The sequence below is a fragment of the Staphylococcus kloosii genome (assembly GCF_003019255.1).
GTDB lineage: Bacteria > Bacillota > Bacilli > Staphylococcales > Staphylococcaceae > Staphylococcus > Staphylococcus kloosii.
On record NZ_CP027846.1, the window covers coordinates 1,305,636 to 1,323,876 of the forward strand.

The 18,241-nt window shown below is 31.8% G+C and carries 17 protein-coding genes; 16 read left to right on the forward strand and 1 reads right to left on the reverse strand.

From position 1 onward, the window contains the following. Position 1: 1 nt before the first annotated feature. From C7J89_RS06565 to C7J89_RS06620, 12 genes are all read left to right on the forward strand, one after another. Positions 2–1,936: a phage baseplate protein gene (locus tag C7J89_RS06565; RefSeq protein WP_103295462.1), complete on the forward strand. Its 1,935-nt coding sequence runs from the start codon at positions 2–4 to the stop codon at positions 1,934–1,936. Between the two features lie 15 nt (positions 1,937–1,951). Beyond that, positions 1,952–3,433: a BppU family phage baseplate upper protein gene (locus C7J89_RS06570; RefSeq protein WP_103295461.1), complete on the forward strand. Its 1,482-nt coding sequence runs from the start codon at positions 1,952–1,954 to the stop codon at positions 3,431–3,433. Further along, on the forward strand, positions 3,433–3,837 hold the full coding sequence (locus tag C7J89_RS06575) for a DUF2977 domain-containing protein (protein WP_103295460.1): 405 nt from the start codon (positions 3,433–3,435) through the stop codon (positions 3,835–3,837). Before C7J89_RS06570 ends, C7J89_RS06575 begins: the two co-directional genes overlap by 1 nt. Next, positions 3,812–3,973, forward strand: a complete 162-nt coding sequence (locus C7J89_RS06580; RefSeq protein WP_103295459.1) for an XkdX family protein — start codon at positions 3,812–3,814, stop codon at positions 3,971–3,973. The genes C7J89_RS06575 and C7J89_RS06580 overlap by 26 nt, the downstream gene beginning before the upstream one ends. Positions 3,974–4,009: 36 nt before the next feature. Beyond that, positions 4,010–4,453, forward strand: coding sequence for a hypothetical protein (locus tag C7J89_RS06585; RefSeq protein ID WP_103295458.1), 444 nt, complete (start codon positions 4,010–4,012; stop codon positions 4,451–4,453). Beyond that, complete coding sequence (locus C7J89_RS06590) at positions 4,426–4,839, forward strand: hypothetical protein (RefSeq protein ID WP_103295457.1); 414 nt, start codon at positions 4,426–4,428, stop codon at positions 4,837–4,839. Before C7J89_RS06585 ends, C7J89_RS06590 begins: the two co-directional genes overlap by 28 nt. A gap of 38 nt (positions 4,840–4,877) precedes the next feature. Next, positions 4,878–5,135 (forward strand): phage holin, encoded by a 258-nt coding sequence (locus tag C7J89_RS06595; protein WP_103295456.1) that lies wholly within the window; start codon positions 4,878–4,880, stop codon positions 5,133–5,135. Continuing rightward, entirely contained in the window at positions 5,135–6,508 is a 1,374-nt protein-coding gene (locus C7J89_RS06600; protein ID WP_103295455.1) for an N-acetylmuramoyl-L-alanine amidase, read from the forward strand. The genes C7J89_RS06595 and C7J89_RS06600 overlap by 1 nt, the downstream gene beginning before the upstream one ends. Before the next feature lie 882 nt (positions 6,509–7,390). Then, the gene (locus C7J89_RS06605; protein WP_103295454.1) at positions 7,391–7,846 is read left to right on the forward strand and encodes a Panacea domain-containing protein; all 456 of its coding nucleotides are present in this window, start codon (positions 7,391–7,393) and stop codon (positions 7,844–7,846) included. Positions 7,847–7,848: 2 nt separating this feature from the next. Continuing rightward, the gene (locus C7J89_RS06610; RefSeq protein ID WP_103295453.1) at positions 7,849–8,418 is read left to right on the forward strand and encodes a hypothetical protein; all 570 of its coding nucleotides are present in this window, start codon (positions 7,849–7,851) and stop codon (positions 8,416–8,418) included. A 133-nt stretch (positions 8,419–8,551) separates the two neighbouring features. Next, entirely contained in the window at positions 8,552–8,836 is a 285-nt protein-coding gene (locus C7J89_RS06615) for a hypothetical protein (RefSeq protein ID WP_103295452.1), read from the forward strand. Between the two features lie 94 nt (positions 8,837–8,930). Then, the gene (locus C7J89_RS06620; protein ID WP_103295451.1) at positions 8,931–9,167 is read left to right on the forward strand and encodes a hypothetical protein; all 237 of its coding nucleotides are present in this window, start codon (positions 8,931–8,933) and stop codon (positions 9,165–9,167) included. Positions 9,168–9,451: 284 nt separating this feature from the next. Here the strand turns inward: C7J89_RS06620 and C7J89_RS06625 are convergent, their stop codons facing one another. Continuing rightward, a complete protein-coding gene (locus tag C7J89_RS06625; RefSeq protein ID WP_103295450.1) occupies positions 9,452–10,336 on the reverse strand; it encodes a sulfite exporter TauE/SafE family protein in 885 nt (294 codons plus the stop codon). A gap of 480 nt (positions 10,337–10,816) precedes the next feature. Here C7J89_RS06625 and C7J89_RS06630 point away from each other — a divergent pair, with 480 nt between their 5' ends. The 4 genes from C7J89_RS06630 (at position 10,817) to C7J89_RS06645 (ending at position 18,180) form a co-directional block, all read left to right on the forward strand. Next, a complete protein-coding gene (locus C7J89_RS06630) occupies positions 10,817–14,389 on the forward strand; it encodes a YSIRK-type signal peptide-containing protein (protein WP_158260858.1) in 3,573 nt (1,190 codons plus the stop codon). Between the two features lie 174 nt (positions 14,390–14,563). Beyond that, positions 14,564–15,850 carry an LLM class flavin-dependent oxidoreductase gene (locus C7J89_RS06635; protein ID WP_103295267.1) on the forward strand — a complete coding sequence of 429 codons (1,287 nt, stop codon included), beginning with the start codon at positions 14,564–14,566 and terminating at the stop codon, positions 15,848–15,850. A gap of 205 nt (positions 15,851–16,055) precedes the next feature. Further along, positions 16,056–16,853, forward strand: coding sequence for a carbon-nitrogen hydrolase family protein (locus C7J89_RS06640; RefSeq protein ID WP_106884403.1), 798 nt, complete (start codon positions 16,056–16,058; stop codon positions 16,851–16,853). Between the two features lies 1 nt (position 16,854). Further along, positions 16,855–18,180, forward strand: a complete 1,326-nt coding sequence (locus C7J89_RS06645; protein WP_061854311.1) for an APC family permease — start codon at positions 16,855–16,857, stop codon at positions 18,178–18,180. Positions 18,181–18,241 lie beyond the last annotated feature (61 nt).

Genomic DNA, 18,241 nt, shown 5'->3' on the forward strand with positions numbered 1-18,241 from the left:
AATGGAACAATTAAACCTACAAAAGAGTTTAACACTCACACTAGGTCAAGAATTTAGACAACAGTTGCATACGAACTTTGTACGCACTGAAGATTTTGTGAATGAATTAAAGCAATATCAAAATTATCACGAGAACGATGAAGTCAACGCTCATAATTCAGAACAAATTAACCACATCATTAATGGTAATGTTAAAAATGCGCTTGTTGATTTAGATAAGCGTATAAGCAATTTAGTATTATCCAAAGCTAAAAATAGCTTACAAGAAGTTAAAGACGCCCGTGTGGACAATAAAGGCGAAAGCCACGATACATTATACGACCGTCTACGTTCTGACGCATCAGAATATACATTAGATAAAGATACCGTCATGCAATCTGTCGAAGATGCAAAAAACAAAGTGTTAGCACAAGAATTTATGTTTGATATACCTAATCAAGGTTGGCAATACTTAACAAACTTATCACCGTTTACGAATAGTGTTATGCAATCTTTTCACTTAGATAATCGCACAGGTATTTTCTACCAAACACAAGTGTATGGTAGTAACTACAAATTAACGAAAATGAAAACGAACGGTCAACTATTATCACAAATGGAAGTCGTGGGTGGTGGACATGGTACACACAACGGTTATCGTTGGATTGATGATAAGTTATGGATCTATTCATTCATCTTAGATAATGACGGTAATAATAAACTTGTACGCTTTTCTTATAAACCGAATGTCAGTATCAAATACGGTGATTACGATATGGAAGAAGTATTTACAGGGCATAAAGATTTACCTTACATTACCCCTGTCATTAATGAACATGAAGGATTAATCTTATTCCGTATTGAGTACCCTTCAAGTGAGTGGACAACACGCGATGCACGTAACTATATTGAAGTGAGACGTTTGAAAGATATAGACAATCGTGTAGATAAAGTCTTATACCGTATGGACATTCCACTGCGATTAACTGACGGTACGATAGGACAACCAATGCAAGGAATTGCTTTTGACGAAAATAAATTATATTGGTATTCAGGTGATAGTGACCCCGCGATACCTAACTTCATTACCGTATTTGACTACACAACAGGTAAACAACTTTACCAAAAAGCATGTGATATAGGTAAAATTGGTAATGAGTTTCCAGGTAACTTTGCCGAAGCAGAAGGCTTACAAATTTATTACGATATTGAAACAGGTAAGAAAGCCTTACTTGCGGGTGTTACAGTGGGTGCACCGAACTATCGTGCGCATCAAATACATGGGATATTCATGCGTGATGTGTACGATAAATTAACAGCACAAGCGACACCCGTATTGATGACAGAAACGGGTGGTCGAACTAAGACTTATCCTTTATCAGAATATAATCGTTTAGCTGATGTAACTGAACCTGGCGATTATTACATGACAACTGTCGACACAATGAAGCTAACTGATTTCCCAGTACCACCAGAAATGAGAACTGCTGGTTGGTTTTTACATGTATCAGCTTCTAATGTTGCAGGTGATGCACAACAGACACTAATTAGAAATAGCTATACACGTGATTTAATGATATTTAAACGAATGGTATCAACATATCGCTTAGGTGGCGGAGAAATCAGCACAACAAATTGGAACCACATTAAATCGGACTCTGTTAATGGTGCAGCTGAAGGTGTGCCTGATTATATAACGAATATGAACCAACTAGGAGTTATTACTAATAAGCGTTGGTATATAGATACAGAACGTTCAAGTCAGCTTAAAGATCATCCTAACCCTGGAGTTGCGGGTTGGACGTGTGATGTTGAAAGTATTTCATCAAGTACATTTAAAGTAGTTTTATCACGTGTAACAACCGGGGCAGCCATTCAAAAATATGAAGCTTATTTTGATGCTAATAAAAAAGTTAGAAATTCACCTTGGACTTTATTTCAAGGCGTGACAGTATAAAGGAGGTTTTAACATATGAGTATGGATAAAATAGCTAATTTACAACTTGAAACAACAGCACAATATCAAAGTTTAAGTAAACTCAATGTCCAATTTTGGAATCAAGATAGAGAGACGGCAACACTACAATTTAGAATTACTAGAAATGACTATCCTTTAGCTTTAAGTGAAGAAAACGTCAAAGTTTTCATTGCGCTTGAATCAGGGGATAGTTTTTTAGTGGACGATAAATTGGATTTCGTAGATCAATTAAACGGTGTTGTAAGTTATACAATACCTACTTATTTTATGAAAGTGGCTAAAGAAGTTAAAGGGCAAGTTTATGTAACAACATTAGATGAAGAAGAAGTTGTAGTGCAAAGACAATTCACATTTAATGTAGCTAATGATTTAATTGCTTCATTACCCGCCGAAGATAAAATTAGAGAGTTTAAATACTTTTCTGACATGCGCGCAGAAGTCGCAGAAATGATGACGAAGTTAAATAGTGACTTTGAGAATATGAATGACTATGTTACGCAGGTACAAAATACAACGCAAGAAGGTATCACATCGTTAACTAAGTTAATTGATGATAAAGAAAAAGCTTATAATGCTAATCACACTGCTAAGATGAAAGAATTGAATGATAAAGGTACAGAATACAGTACGAAGTTTGATGAAGATAAGCAGTATATGAATGAAAAATTCGAAGCCTTTAAAACTTCTGTCAATGGTAGTGGATTAGTTACGACTGGGCAATCTGCAAACTGGCAGAAATATAAATTAACAGCAGACGGTGGGTATAGAATATATCTTAAAAAAGGTAGTTTTAATAACGTTTTAGATTTAGCTACTGGATATTATGAGACAGTAGTTAATGGTTCAGCTTCTATTCAAGGTTTTCCAACATCAATTAGTGATAGTGCTTTTGTCGAGATTGATGTTATGAAAACAGACAATGCAAGAATGCAGATAAAGGTTGTACAAAGTTCCAATGGTAGAACGTTTATAAAAAATATTCATACAAACGGGGAAGATATAATTGGTTGGAAAGAAGTAGCTTTTATTGATGCTAATAACCCTTACGAAACAACCACTGGCTCACAAGCGAAAGCAACAACAGCCGAAAATAATGCGAAACAATATACGGATACTAAATTCGCGAAACGTAATAGCGTGCTATTTGAAGGTAATGCAAATGGTGTGGGTACACCAATAAATTTAAATGAAACTTTAGATAATTTTATCGTTCTCTACATCTTTGGAGACTTTCCAGGTGGAGAATTTGCGACGTTAGGAAATCCGCAAGGGACACGCAATATTAACCTTAATGTTGATAATATTGTAGGATTAGACGCAACAGGAACTAGCACTTATGAATGTTCGCTATCTAAAGTGAATCGACAACAACTACAAATTAATTCAGATAACTTTATGAACGTTATAGACGGTACAAGTTCAGGAGCGAATGCTAATCGGTTCACTATCCAAAAAATCGTGGGGGTGTATAAATAATGCGTATAACTATAAATGATAATAATGAAATTACAGGTTACGCCATTGTCGGTGGTATTGAAGGTGATTTTGAAGTTGATGATAGCATTGTTCCTCAAGACTTCGCTCAAAACTACAAACCGAAATATTATTTATACCAAAACGAACAAATCGTAGTTAATCCGAATTATGAAGAAGAATTAAATACACCATATGTACCACCTGTGATTACATCAAATGGACCCGATGATGAATTAAGGAGAATGTTTGCGAATATGCAGGAACAACTTGTTCAAGGCAATATGATGGTAGCACAAGTTGCTCAACAAAACGCTGATTTAACACAAGAAATAGTCAACATGACAAATGAAATAGAACAACTTAAAGGAGTGGATAAAGATGAAGATGTTGTTTCCGAAGTTTAATGATATTAAAACTATGTATGGCTGGGGCTGTTACACTAACGATAAAATAAAATGGTTTGTAGACATGCAAGTTATTGATAAAGAAGAATACGCATTAATCACAGGCGAAAAATATCCAGAACAACCACAGGCTTAGGCTTGTGGTTTTATTATATAGAAAGTGGGTGAATCAATGCTAGAAGATAAAAAAGGATTAAGTCTTTTCCAAATGATCGTTGTTGTGTATTGTATTGGATTTGGTATGTACTCTGACTGGCGTGGAGGTTATTGGGTATTTTTTGCTGATAAAGCTGCGTCAGAATCTCCATTATACATGACAATGCATGAAATAATCAGTCTATTCTGGTGGGGTATACCATTCTTAATTTCTGGCATATTATTAATTATTGCTGGATTAATGGTACCTTACCATAAAACGAATAACTGCTTTCTATACTTGTTTACCATAGGGCACATTATTTCTATGGTGTTTTATTATATCTTCACACTCGCAGGCTTCCATAATGCCATTAATATTTTAACACCCGGTCAAAACTTAACATGGGCTGTTATTTCAGGTGTGATGGCGTTTATTGGAGGTGTGTCATTGTGGAATCAAAAGACAATGAAAAAGTAAGTTATTACTTACCACGTCATGAGTTTTTAGAGAAACGTCTTGAAATGTTTAAGTACATTGATGACGGCGATAAACGTGTGGAGAACCAGTTAGAACAGGTTAATTTAAGCTTACACACATTCATAGAGAGTCAAAAGCCTATGCAAGAAACGATGAATGGTTTACTTGAAGAAACCAAATCTATGAATAAAAACATCACAAAACAAGTAAGACGTACGGAAAAGCTAGAAGATGAACAAGAACGCATTAAAGCATCAATCACAACGATGCAAGAAGAACGAACACAAAAAGTTTCAGAACGTAATAAATTGATATTAGGTATTGTAGGAACGCTACTTGGTGCAGGCGGCTTCGTTCCTTTTTTAGCGCAAATATTCTTTAAATAAGTCGACTTCGGTCGGCTTTTTATTATGGAGGTTTTTAAATGGACACAGGAACAATAGTAAGAACAATTATTTTAATAGCAGCATGGATTAATCAAATATTAGCAATCAACCATATTTCGCCTATTCCCGTTGATGAAGTAACAATCAGTTCTGTTATCACAGGGCTAGCTTCATTATGGACATGGTGGAAAAATAATAACTTTACCCATGCAGCAAAGCAAGGCCAAAAGAAAATACATGCAGTTAAGTCAGGTACTGATACTAATGGGCGTATGCCTAGTGGAGATGAATTATAATGCGTACATTAAAAGATGCAATTAAATATTTGAAGTCAATGGAAGGAAAAGCCTGGAACCCAGACCACGCCTATGGTTTTCAATGCTTTGATGTAGCTAATCAATGGTGGTTATATTTATTTGGTCATACACTAAAAGGTATAGGTGCTGCCGACATTCCTACATGGAATAACTTTGACGGTGAAGCGACAGTATATAAAAATAATCCTAGCTTTTTAGCACAACCAGGAGATGTTGTGGTTTTCAACAGAAACTATGGCGAAGGTTATGGCCATGTAGGTATCGTTTTAAGTGCCACACTAAATTCAATGCAAATTTTAGAGCAAAACTGGTTAGGTGGGGCTTATTGGACGCCACCCGAAGTGACGACACGACGTACACATGGGTATGATACTGAAATGTGGTTTGTACGTCCGTTCTACGCTAAAGCAACTGTAATTAATACATTAAAATCAAAAGCTACACCCGTTAAGAAAGCTAAAGTTAATAAAGGTAAGCGAATTATGCTAGTAGCTGGTCATGGATATAACGACCCAGGCGCTACAGGTTATGGCACAAATGAACGTGATTTCATTCGTAAGAACATAGTACCTAACGTAGCTAAATATCTTAAACAGGTTGGCCATACCGTAGCTATATATGGTGGCAGTAAACAAGATCAAGATATGTATCAAGACACTAAATATGGTCAACAAGTCGGCAATTATCAAGATTACGGCTTATATTGGGTAAATAAACAAAAATATGATATTGTAGTAGAATTTCATCTTGATAGTGCTGGGGCTTCAGCACAGGGTGGACATGTTATCATACCAAGTGCATTCCCACCAGATAATATTGATAAAGGATTACAAAATGCATTAAAAGGTACAGTAGGAACAATAAGAGATATAACACCACGTACGGATTTGATGCATTGTAATGTTGCGAATAAGATAAATATCAATTACCGTTTAATAGAATTAGGTTTCATTACTTCTAAACACGATATGGATTACATCACTAAACATTTACAAGCATTTACAAAACGATTAGCCGAAGGTATTAATGGTCGACAAATTAATCAACCGGCAAGTAAAAAGCCAAAAGCGCAAACAAAATGGGTTTGGAAAGGTCGTTTTACACCAAATACTGCCATTAAAGTAAGAACATCGCCTTCATTAAAGGGTGAAGTGGTAAGTCAAGATGTTATGAAATTCACAAAGGTTAAAACGATTAAATTTAATTTTATCGTTAAAGCAGAAGGTTATTGGTGGATTAGTTATACTTCAAAAGGTAAAACTTATTATAGTGCGATATGTAAAATTACTGATAAAAAAGAACGCATTAAAAAAGAAAAGTATTGGGGCAAATTAACGTGGGGTTGGAAATAAGTATGTTACACTAAATCTCTACACAAATAATGTGTAAAATATACGGTAGTGCATAATTAGAGTAGTCTCCTAGGGCTACTCTTTTTTTATAATAATATATATTAATTAAACGCAATTGTTTAAAATAACTAAGTATGTTATAGTTTATAAATCCTAAGTACAATATGGGATTATTTATTTATATCAAAGAGCAGGTTTCCTCCAGACGCTTGCTCTTTTTATTTGTTTTGCCCAATATATTGTGATAAATTATCTGCAGAGGTATAGGGCCTCTTAATTATTCTCTTTTTGATTAACATGAATTTCCCTAAACAGGCTCCCCATAGCCTGTTTCTTTTTGTGTTAAAAATGTAATTGTGTTAGATTGACAATAGAGTTTTGCCAACTCTAACCTTTCATGTTTTAAACGTGTTATACGATTTGCAGACAGGATCCAACGCCCTGTCTGTTTTTATGTTTTGAACAATTCATATTGGGTACAATAATCATACATGCAAAAGTTATCCAACTATTGATTTTAAAAAATAAATCAACTCTCTACCATCCAAGCATGTCACTGGATGAAACTTTGGTTTAAAGGGCAGGCACAAAAGTGCTTGCTCTTTTTGTATATAAATGATAAATTTTATCAAGTTAATATTTTAAATAAACATTAGCTCTGTTCAGGGTAGGCACTTATGTGCTTGCCCTTTTTATGTTAAGGTAAACATACATGCACAAATTCTCTTAGCATAATATAATGTGAGGTTATATTCACATCCTTGCCACCTAAGCATGTCACTGGGTGGTTATTTTTTATGTTCGCTTTTATACAAAAGTTTAAAATAATTTACAAAAAGTATCGATTATAATATATAATATAATAAAGAGGGAGGGATTAATATGAGTGAAGAATTAAAAGAAATTATAAATTGGTTCCTATCAAAAACATCTATGTCCCCAAAAAAATTACAAAAATTACTTTACTATGCTCAATCTTGGACAATAACTTTAGAAAATGAAAAATCTGACGACATAAAAAATAAATTGTTCAATGAAAATTTCGAGGCATGGGTTCATGGGCCGGTAATACCAACTGTATATCATGAATACAAAAAATATGGTTATTCTAACATACCCAAAATTGATGAAAATATTCAATTTGACGAGGATAAAGAAAATATATTACAACAAGTCTTTGAAGTTTATGGTGGGTATAATGGTAATGAATTAGAAAATATTACTCACCAAGAAGAACCATGGCAAAAAGCTAGAACAGGTTTCTCTAGTTTAGAAATATGCCAAAATATAATTTCTGAAAAAGATATGTTTGAATACTATATGAAACAAGCTGAATAAAAATGCCAAAAAGAAAAAACAAAAAAGTTAAAAATAAAAACCAAATTCGACAAAATATAACAAATAGAAAAAGTGTAAAAGAAGACTTCAGGATTGTATTAGAAAACGAAAACTGGCTAAGAACATGTAAAATTGATAAAGAAAATTTTACTAATATGTACAGTGATTATAGATCACTAGCAAAGACTTTAACTAAAGTTATGACAGAGTTATTACCAGATATTGAAAAAAATGGGTATGATATTTTTAATAAACAAAACATCTATTATTCTAGAACCGCACATTGTCATTTAGTAGATAAGAGTAAATTTGAAATTGTACAAAAAATTGTAAACGAAATTAATGATAGAGAATTAGATATTTTTAGTGATGAAGAAAAAAAGTTATGGCAATATGGTATAACTGGAGGAATTAGAATTATTTGCATATACGATCAAGCTAATAATAACGTCCACCCTTTATTCATAGACCCCCATCACTTAATTCACTCTAGTATTAAGTACAATCAGCAAGACGTAATGACAAACCATTTATGTCCTGTCAAAACTTTTAACGAAAATTCTTTTGAATAACCGTATCTTAACTGATGCGGTTATTTTTTATGACTTATATGTTATTTTCTTTTTTAATTATGTTATTAGTATTGCTAAATATAAAATATAATATATAATTTTGAATACATATAAAAATAAAGGAGATAGAAAATTGGAATTTTTAGCAACTATTATAGTAATAGGTTGTAGTTTTTATATTTTTAAAAATTTATTCCTAATTTTAAGCAGTATTGTAGGAGATTTCGTATTTTCAAATAATATTTCAAGGTCTGAAGATGGAAATCAATTTATAGCTATCGTAAGTACATTAGTTATCACATTTTTATCATTAGTCATTATATTGGTTTTAAGTTATACGATTTTTAAAGGGTTTTATTTACTGCCAATAATAGCAATTAGTTTGTATTTTAAATTTGGTACTGATGCTGGTAAGTAGTTATATTAAAATACAATTAGTCTCACCTTAAGGTGGGCTATTTTTTTATTTACACACACGAACACTTGTTCTATCATATAGATGAGGTGATTTTATGTATAAAGGTATAGACTATAATGCTATGGTGGAACGTGCAAAGCAATTAAAGCATACGACAGTACAAGTGACAGACTTAATGAGTGCTGAAGAAAAAGAAATATGGAACAACATGCACGAGGTACGAAAAAGTTCGCTGCGATTAGCATTTGTGCTGTTGTTAATTAAACTTGATTTAGATAGACAGATTGTGTATTCCGTTTACTTGAATGACGATAGAATATTTATAAAATAAACCCACCTAAATGAATAGATGGGTCGAGTTTCTTCCATTATATAGTGTGTAAGCAGATACCGTAGTTCGGGATTTGCTTAAAAATACAAAAGTATCAATATATTTTTGGTCACTGACTGGACACGTTAATTGATGAAACCTAGGCGCACAAAGACTTTCGTAATTTGAACAACCCGACCACCGGTATTTATAATAACGTTGTAACCTCACTTAAAGGTGGGGTTTTTTTATTTATCTATATTTAAATATATAAAAAGCCTCTATATAGAGGCTTTTTGTTTTTATCATGAATTTGATGTTGATACTTTTGTTTTATTTCTTAAAGCTGTTGTTAATACTAATGATAGCCAAGTTAACACAACGATAATTTTTATTGTGAATATAGCACTTGTATTATTTATAAATATTGATGCAAGCGAACTAATATTTGTATAAACTATCAAACCACCAACCCCTATAGCAAGTATGTTTATCGGTAAAGATTTTACTAGCCAAGCTGATAGTGGGGCTGCTATAACACCACCGATGCCTAATACTAAGACTAGGATCCAATTTATTGAAGCCCAATTTAGGAATATTAAAAAACTTAGTGATGAAGATATTGTTACGAAAAATTCACTTGCAGATACCGTACCGATTACATAACGAGGTTCAATTTTTTTACTCGAAAGTAGCAAAGGGGTATTTACTGGGCCCCAGCCACCGCCACCAATCGAATCTAAAAAGCCAGCTATAGCTGCTTGAGGTAATAGTACCAAATTAGATACTTTTTTAAAACCAGCATTTTTGTCTATCTTTTTATCACTTTTGAAAAGAAATTGGTAAATAATATACATACCTAATAGTAAAAGGAATACTGATATTATTGGTTTCATATAGTCTCCATTTACATTACTTAAAAACATTGCGCCAACAAAAGCAGCAATTGAACCAGGTATCGCTAGTTTTAATACTGAAGGTTTATGTACATTATTAAATTTCAAGTGTGATGTACCAGCCGCAGCAGTAGTTAGTATTTCTGAGAAATGAACTGTCGCTGATGCTATAGCAGGCGTAATTCCAAATGTTAATAAAATAGAGGATGCTGAAGCACCATAACCCATACCTAGTGAGCCATCTACTAATTCAGCTAAAAAACCGGCTAAAGCAAATATAATAATTTTTTGCATGATAACACTCCTTTAATCCTATTTTTTATATTCTTATCAGAATACTAGGGATTAATTCCAAAAATTTGAACTCCAACTTTGTTTTTAGTTGAGTTCTGGTAAATACAAATCATATATTAGAATTTTCTGAATTTATATTTAAACATATTACATTTATAAATAATTCGTGTCAATAGTTTATTTTAGTTAAAAATTTAAAAAGAAGAATAAGTTCAATTATAGCCAACTTTAATTTATTTATTTGAAAGATAAAACAAAGCATGAAAGTAATAATACTACCTGTCTTTTATTAGTCTAAGTACATATCTGTTTTTTACAAATATTTTGATTAATTTTACTTTCAATTCAAACTATCTTTCTAAGCGCGCAAGGCTTCTATATAATAGTTTTGAAATGTTTATATAATTTTTTATAGTAATAAATAGATATCTATGTGTTATGTACTCATTTTTACTTTATTGAATAAAGGAGTAAATTATTGTGAGAAGTTATAAAGCACATATTTCAACGAGAAAGAATAGTTATGCTATTCGAAAATTTAGTATCGGTATTGCTTCAATTTTAGTGGGTAGTGCATTATTTTTTGGATATAATCAAGAAAGCCATGCATCATTACAAGTAACAGAAGATAGCAATAGTTCGACTAATAATATTAATGCTGATGTCGTCCAAAGTAGTGGAGCAATAACTAAACAAGAGGGTATTCAAAATACAACTCAAAATGAAAGTGTTGAAAAAGTTAGTAATAATGTTAATGAGGATGCTTCATTAAACAATAATGTAAACCTGCAGAATAACCAATTACTAGCCTCAGAGCAAGCTAGTGAAAATAATAATTTAGTAGGTTCTTCTAAATCGAATGAACATCAAGCATCGGGATCAGAAGTTTCTAGTGATACATCTTTAGAAACGCAGTCAAATAATAATGTAGAAGAAACAAAAGCTAGTAATACATTAAATCAACTAATTTCTAATAACACTCAAAGTGATCTAACTACAACGCTAAATAATAATGAAGCGAGCTCTCAAGAGTCTAATTTTGACACTAAATCAGTAGTTTCTGAAAAGCAAAAAATTTATCCAGCTCAAGTTGTTAGAAAAAATGTAAATGCACATACGAAAGATGTTGATGTTTTAAAATTGATAGAAAATAATAGTAAATATCTTTCTGAAGAAGAACGTAAATTATTTTTACGAATGGCTACGCGGTATTCTTCTTTTGTTTCACGAGATTGGAATCATATTTATAATAAAAATTATAATGGTATATCATCTAATGTAAATATTAGAACAATTGGTTCACAAAATGCACAAAATACTAATAAACTACTTAACTCAATGTATAATTTAATTGAAAGCAGAGATAATGATAATTTTTACGCTGAATTAACCACTGATAGTAAGACAAGTAATCTACTTAATTTTTATAATTTAGACAGAAACATAAGAAATGAAGATGGGCATCCCGTTGCGACTTTAACATTAAGAAAAAATACTACTAATTTAACTGAATATCGTGGTGGAAGATGGTTACCTTGGAAGGTAAGGTATGAACAATGGGGATTGAGAACTAATGAATCACTAGATAAAAAAATAGAAACGGTTGTCGCAAAATATAAATGGAATGGTGTATTACATAATGATGTTTTAACAAGAAATAATAAAGGATTTTATTGGTTCAAAGAGGATGAAGCTTTTAGTGTTAATAAAGCAAATGTTGGTGGAACCATAGATATTATTATTACATTTAAGAAAGATGCAATCATAGATAAATTTAAAGACTTTGCTTGGGGCTATATTATTAGCGATTCAAAAGAGTTAGATACAGTCGCTGGAGCTAATATTGGATTTGAAAAATTAAATTTCACAAAAAATAACTTCGTTACAGTTTTTAATAATAATGTCTTAAATAATTTAAAGCGTAAAGTACAAAGTAAATTGGAAAATTCAACTACTGGGGATAGTGTTAACCAAAATCACTACTTAACTTTATTAAATCGGATAACACAAAATGTAACAAGTAGCGCTGACTATAAACGTGCACTATTAAATTTAAATAATCTATATGACAGATTAAATGTTGTTGAAAATGAAGTCAAACCAGTTGCTACACTTCGAAAAGCGGTTTCTTCTGATTCTAAAATAATTGATGTTTTTAAATACATCGAAGAAAATGAACAATACTTATCTGATGAAGAAAGGAAGTTCTTTTTAAGAACAGCAGTACGAAATACTTCGTTACAACGCAATGATTGGGAAAAATTATATAATAAAGACTATAATACGCTTTCAAGTAATGTAAGTAGTAAGAATTTAACTAATACACAAGCAGAAAATGCTAATAAAACTTTAAATTCATTATATGACTTAATTCAAAATAGAAATAATGATAATTTTTATAAAGAATTAACAAAAGATCCACAAGCAGTTGGACTGTCAAATCATTTTATAGTTAAAAATAATGTGACACAAAGTGAAGGGCATCAACTCGTTGATATTGATTTAAGTAAAAATTCAATTTCATTATCTGAGTATGTAGGCGGAAAATGGTTACCATGGAAAGTGAGATATGAACAATGGGGTCTAAGAACAAATGAATCACTGAATAATAAAATTGAGCAGGTAAAAGTTAAATATCAATGGAATGGTAAAGAATTAGAGAGAATCTTAGAAAGAAATAGCAAAGGATTTTATTGGTTTAAAGAGGACGAAGTTTATGATGTAAATAAAGCAAATGTAGGCGGTAAAGTAACATACCAAATTAAATTTAAAAAAGATGCTATTTTAGATTTAAATAATGATATGGCATGGGGTTACATTATCAGTGATTCTAAAGATTTACAAACTTTAACAGGAGCAAACATAGGCTTTAAAAAATTATCTTTTAGTCATATAAAAAATAATTTTAACCAACAAACTGTTGCTAACCTTAAACAACAATTAATCAATTTTATAAATAAAAATAGTGTGAAATTAACTAATGGACAACAGAGAGTAACTGAAAATTTAAATCAAGTTAACGCAATAAGCTCTGACAATGTAACGAATGATTCTTTGGGTGAAGTTAAACAACAATTAAATGACATATTACAAAATTTCGAACAGAAATTAGTTTTAGCAGATCTTGAGCACAGTTTCGTTAAAATTCCTCCAAATAAACAACATCTTAGACTATATGCTCAAGAAAGTAATGATGAATATTATCATAGTTTTCAATCGGCATTAACTAATCCAGCAAATTCAATTAACTCTGATGGATCGTTAACTATAAAACCCAAAGGTTATTTCATGTATAATTTAAAAGCAATTAATAAACTAGCACCTGGAAAGATGATCAATTTAAAAGTTTTAGTGGGAAATATTAATGATAACACTAAACTTCAGTATAGTGTGCAAAGAAAAGATAATACGTATGCAGTAATAATCACGGATATTCCTAAGACACGTGAAGGCGTATATCAATTATCAAACTTTATTGTTCCAAAAGATGCTGTGAAATTATCATTGCGATTAGATAATAGAACGGGTACTAGCGATGCATACATTAAATCATTCAGTCTAACACCTACAAATAATGATAATTTAAATGATTTATTCACACAAAATCTAATTGTGACACCAACTGCACGCCAACATATAGGGAAGTTTGCAAAAGAAAGCAAGGATAAATATTTCGCAAGTTTCCAATCCTTACACACTCAAACTATAAATTCGTTAAATCCGGACGGTTCACTAACTGTTCTTCCAAAAGGTTACTTTTTCTATAATTTAAAAGCTGTAGAAAAATTAGCACCAGGAAAATCTTTCAATATCCGAATAGGAGCAACTCAGGTAGATAATAATACTAAAATTGAGTATGCAATTTATGATAAGCAAAATAATTTATTAGTAAAAATTACTAATATTCCTAAAAATGAAGACGGTACATATAAGTTAGATAATATTATAGTTCCTAATAATGCAAGTAGAATTGCATTAAGAATTGATAATAGAAAAGGCACGACTAGTGCACGTTTAACAGGTTTATATGTTGTTCCAGTACGAGAAGTTTGAAATAGCTAATTTATATTTTAAGGCAGCCAAAATTGGCTGCTTTTTTTATTAGATTTATTAGATTTTTAATTACTTATTAATTTTTAAATTGACTGATTGCTCAGAAAATGGTAACTTAAAGTTTATTAAATAACTCGGAATAGTATGGATTTAGGGGGAATAGAGTTGAAAAGAATGAAATTAGGCTTTTTTATGGCTGGATATGGTCATCACGTGGCAAGTTGGAGACATCCAGATGTAGCTAAAAGGGGCACAATGGACTTAGAAAGTATAATCGAAAATGTTAAGACTGCAGAACGTGCAAATTTTGATTTTGTATTTATATCTGATGCTTTATTTGTCGATAAAAAGACCCATCCTGATTTAATGACTAGATTTGAACCTATCAATTTAATGTCTGTTATTTCAAGAGAAACAAAAGATATTGGCTTAATTGTTACTGCTTCTACGACCTTTTCACAACCATTCACACTTGCGCGTGACTTTGCTACGTTAGATCATATAAGCAATGGCAGAGCTGGTTGGAATATTGTAACTTCAGGCGTAAACGATACAGCTCAAAATTTTAACGGTGCTCAAAATATGGAACATGATTTACGCTATGATCAAGCTGCAGAATTTGTTGATGTAGCTCAAAAATTATGGCATTCATGGGACAAGGTTACATTTGATAGAGACCAAAACAAGGGTCAATTTATAAGTGCTGAAGAACCTGAAGCAGTTGATTATAAAGGAAGTTTCTTCCAAGTAAAAGGCCCGTTAAATATTGAACGTTCTCCTCAAGGCCATCCGCTAATGGTACAAGCGGGTTCATCAAAAAAAGGTGTTGAATTTGCTTCGAAAATTGCTGAAGTAATTTTCACAGCCCAAACAGATATTGATGCCGCAACAAAATTTGCTGATAACGTAAAAGAAAAAGTTCATGATGCACGAGGTAATAATCAAGAAGTAGTGATAATGCCTGGAATTTTTCCGGTTATTGGAGATACAGAACAAGAGGCTAAGGATAATTATGAAGAATTACAAGAGTTAATCTTGCCAGAAATTGGCCTAGAATTATTATCATCATACTTAGGTGACATTGACCTTAGTGGATATGATTTAAATATGCCTTTTGATCAAATTAATTTAGATTCAGGTAATGGCATTCAAAGTCGAATTGAAATTATACAAGAACATGCACGTAAAAATAATTTGACGTTGGATGATGTAATGAAATCTGTAGCCGGTGCAAGAGGACATCATATTACAGTTGGTACTCCTGAAAAAATAGCAGATAATATGGAAGAATGGTTCGTAAAAGGGGCAGCTGATGGCTTTAATGTAATGCCACCACTTATACCTACACAATTTGAGTTATTTGTTGAAAAAGTGGTACCTATTTTACAAGAAAGAGGCTTAGTTCAAAAATCTTATAATGTTGGAACATTACGTGAAAAATTAGGCTTAAAAGTGAAATAGTAATTTAAACAAAAAACTAAATATATGATACTGGTTCCTTAACTTTTAGAAAACTGGTTCTTTTTAAACTACCAATAATTATAGTAAAATTCAGACAATTATTAATGTGTTAATTAAAGAAAAACTTTAATTACTAAATTAATTGTAAGTATTTGTTTGAACTAGTTATTGGTAGTTTTATTTTTAAACAAAGGGGAGAAGTATCATGAAAATAACGTTAGCACAAACACAACCTGACGTTGGGGATTTAGCTACAAATGTTAACAATATTTGTTACTTATTAACACAGGCCAGTGAAGTTCAGAGTAAGCTTGTTTTATTTCCAGAATTGTCATTATCAGGATACGTTACAAATCAACGAATTTTAGAGTTAACAGCGATTGCCGAAAATGATAATTATATACGTAAAATTAAGCAATCTTGCGAACAAAATAATATAGACACAGTAATCTCATTTCCTGAAATAGAAGGACAGTCATATTATATTACTTCGTTATACATAGATCATAATGGTGAAACTTTAGCTAAGTATCGCAAAACTCACTTATTTGCAGATGAACAAAAGCTATTTAACAAAGGTGAAGATTATCCAGTTTTTAATACGCAATTTGGTAAATTAGGCATGATGATTTGTTATGATTTAGAATTTCCAGAAGTTGCTCGTTTATTAAAACTTCAAGGGGCGGAAATGATCTTAATCTCTACAGCAAACATGCAACCATATGAACACCATCAAGATGTGTATTTAATGAGTAGAGCACTTGAAAATGAAGTGCCTGTTGCAATAGCAAATCAAGTCGGTATTAATGAACCACATCACTTTTTTGGTCATAGTGCAGTCGTCGATCATAATGGGCAATTTTTACTAAAGCTTGATAACGTTGCTCAAGCGCAACATGTTAATGTCAATTTAAATATTGCTAGAGATGCTGATTTAGATTACGTAAATAATTTACATTCTAATATTTATCAAAAACTCTCTTCAGTAAAGGAGAGTGTGTAATATGGAACAAGGTAAACTACAACAGTCTTTATCACTCTATCAAGTAATTATGTTTGGTTTAGCGTATATGGCTCCTATGATTGTATTTGGTACATACGGTACATTATTTGAAACAACAAATGGCTTTGTACCTTATGCTTATTTATTTGCAACAATTGCCATGTTATTTACAGCGTATAGTTATGGTCAGATGGCGAAGGCTTTCCCGTCAGCTGGATCTGCTTATACATTTGTATCGAAAAGTATGAATCGCTCATTAGGATTTATGATTGGATGGACAATTTTACTAGATTATTTATTTTTACCACTTGTTATTTGGTTAATAGGTGCTGAGTATTTGAGTACTGCATTTCCAATCGTACCTAACTGGTGTTGGATAATCATTTTTATCATTGTTACTACATTAATCAATATTATTGGTATTAATACAACGACAACGATGAACTTACTTATCATGGTATTTCAAATATTAGTTATCGCTATTTTTATAATTCTATGTGTATGGAGCGTCGTACATGGTATGGGTGAAGGACATTTAGTTAGTAAAAATGTCTTCGTTTTACCACAAAGTCATATAACGCCTGTTTTAGCTGGTGCCTCCATAGCTTGTTATTCATTCTTAGGCTTTGATGCGGTAACGACTTTAGCAGAAGAAACAAAAAATCCAGAGAAAACGATTCCAAGAGCCATAATGTTAATTACATTAATTGGTGGATTTTTATTTATAGTCGTAGCATACGTACTTTCAATTACAATACCTAATTTCGATGCCATTCAAAATACAGAATCTGCGGCATTTGAAATTGCTAAAATAGTAGGAGGAAACTTCTTATCAGCATTATTCTTAAGTGGATTAATTTTAGCTCAGTTTGCTTCTGGTTTATCTGCCCAAACAAGTGGTGCGAGATTATTGTATGCGATGGGTAGAGACGGCGTATTAAATAAGAAAATATTTGGTTTCGTCGGTAAAAGAAGTCAAACACCATTATTTAACTTAATGTTTATCGGTGTAGTTGGACTTATCGGTATTTTAATGAGTATTAGCACATCGACATCATTTATTAATTTTGGGGCATTTATCTCATTTACGTTCGTTAACCTAGCAGTTATCATTCACTATTTTGTCAGACAACGACAACGTAGTGGCGTAAAATTAATTCCATACTTAATTGTTCCAATCATAGGTGTTATTTTAGACGTTAGTCTATTCGTAAGTCTAGATAAACATGCACTAATTCTCGGTTCGCTATGGACTTGTGTAGGTTTTGTATATTTACTATATATTACAAAATGCTTCTCCAAAGCACCACCAAGTTTATCATTCTAATATAAAAAAGCTCAAAACCTCTTTTGATGGTTTTGAGCTTTTGTTATCTTAATGAATGACT

Excerpts from the sequence above, each read along its gene's own strand:
- C7J89_RS06565 (WP_103295462.1), top strand. The coding sequence starts at position 2 with ATGGAACAATTAAACCTACAAAAGAGTTTAACACTCACACTAGGTCAA.
- C7J89_RS06570 (WP_103295461.1), top strand. The coding sequence starts at position 1,952 with ATGAGTATGGATAAAATAGCTAATTTACAACTTGAAACAACAGCACAA.
- C7J89_RS06575 (WP_103295460.1), top strand. The coding sequence starts at position 3,433 with ATGCGTATAACTATAAATGATAATAATGAAATTACAGGTTACGCCATT.
- C7J89_RS06580 (WP_103295459.1), top strand. The coding sequence starts at position 3,812 with ATGAAGATGTTGTTTCCGAAGTTTAATGATATTAAAACTATGTATGGC.
- C7J89_RS06585 (WP_103295458.1), top strand. The coding sequence starts at position 4,010 with ATGCTAGAAGATAAAAAAGGATTAAGTCTTTTCCAAATGATCGTTGTT.
- C7J89_RS06595 (WP_103295456.1), top strand. The coding sequence starts at position 4,878 with ATGGACACAGGAACAATAGTAAGAACAATTATTTTAATAGCAGCATGG.
- C7J89_RS06600 (WP_103295455.1), top strand. The coding sequence starts at position 5,135 with ATGCGTACATTAAAAGATGCAATTAAATATTTGAAGTCAATGGAAGGA.
- C7J89_RS06605 (WP_103295454.1), top strand. The coding sequence starts at position 7,391 with ATGAGTGAAGAATTAAAAGAAATTATAAATTGGTTCCTATCAAAAACA.
- C7J89_RS06610 (WP_103295453.1), top strand. The coding sequence starts at position 7,849 with ATGCCAAAAAGAAAAAACAAAAAAGTTAAAAATAAAAACCAAATTCGA.
- C7J89_RS06620 (WP_103295451.1), top strand. The coding sequence starts at position 8,931 with ATGTATAAAGGTATAGACTATAATGCTATGGTGGAACGTGCAAAGCAA.
- C7J89_RS06625 (WP_103295450.1), bottom strand. The coding sequence starts at position 10,336 with ATGCAAAAAATTATTATATTTGCTTTAGCCGGTTTTTTAGCTGAATTA.
- C7J89_RS06635 (WP_103295267.1), top strand. The coding sequence starts at position 14,564 with ATGAAATTAGGCTTTTTTATGGCTGGATATGGTCATCACGTGGCAAGT.
- C7J89_RS06640 (WP_106884403.1), top strand. The coding sequence starts at position 16,056 with ATGAAAATAACGTTAGCACAAACACAACCTGACGTTGGGGATTTAGCT.
- C7J89_RS06645 (WP_061854311.1), top strand. The coding sequence starts at position 16,855 with ATGGAACAAGGTAAACTACAACAGTCTTTATCACTCTATCAAGTAATT.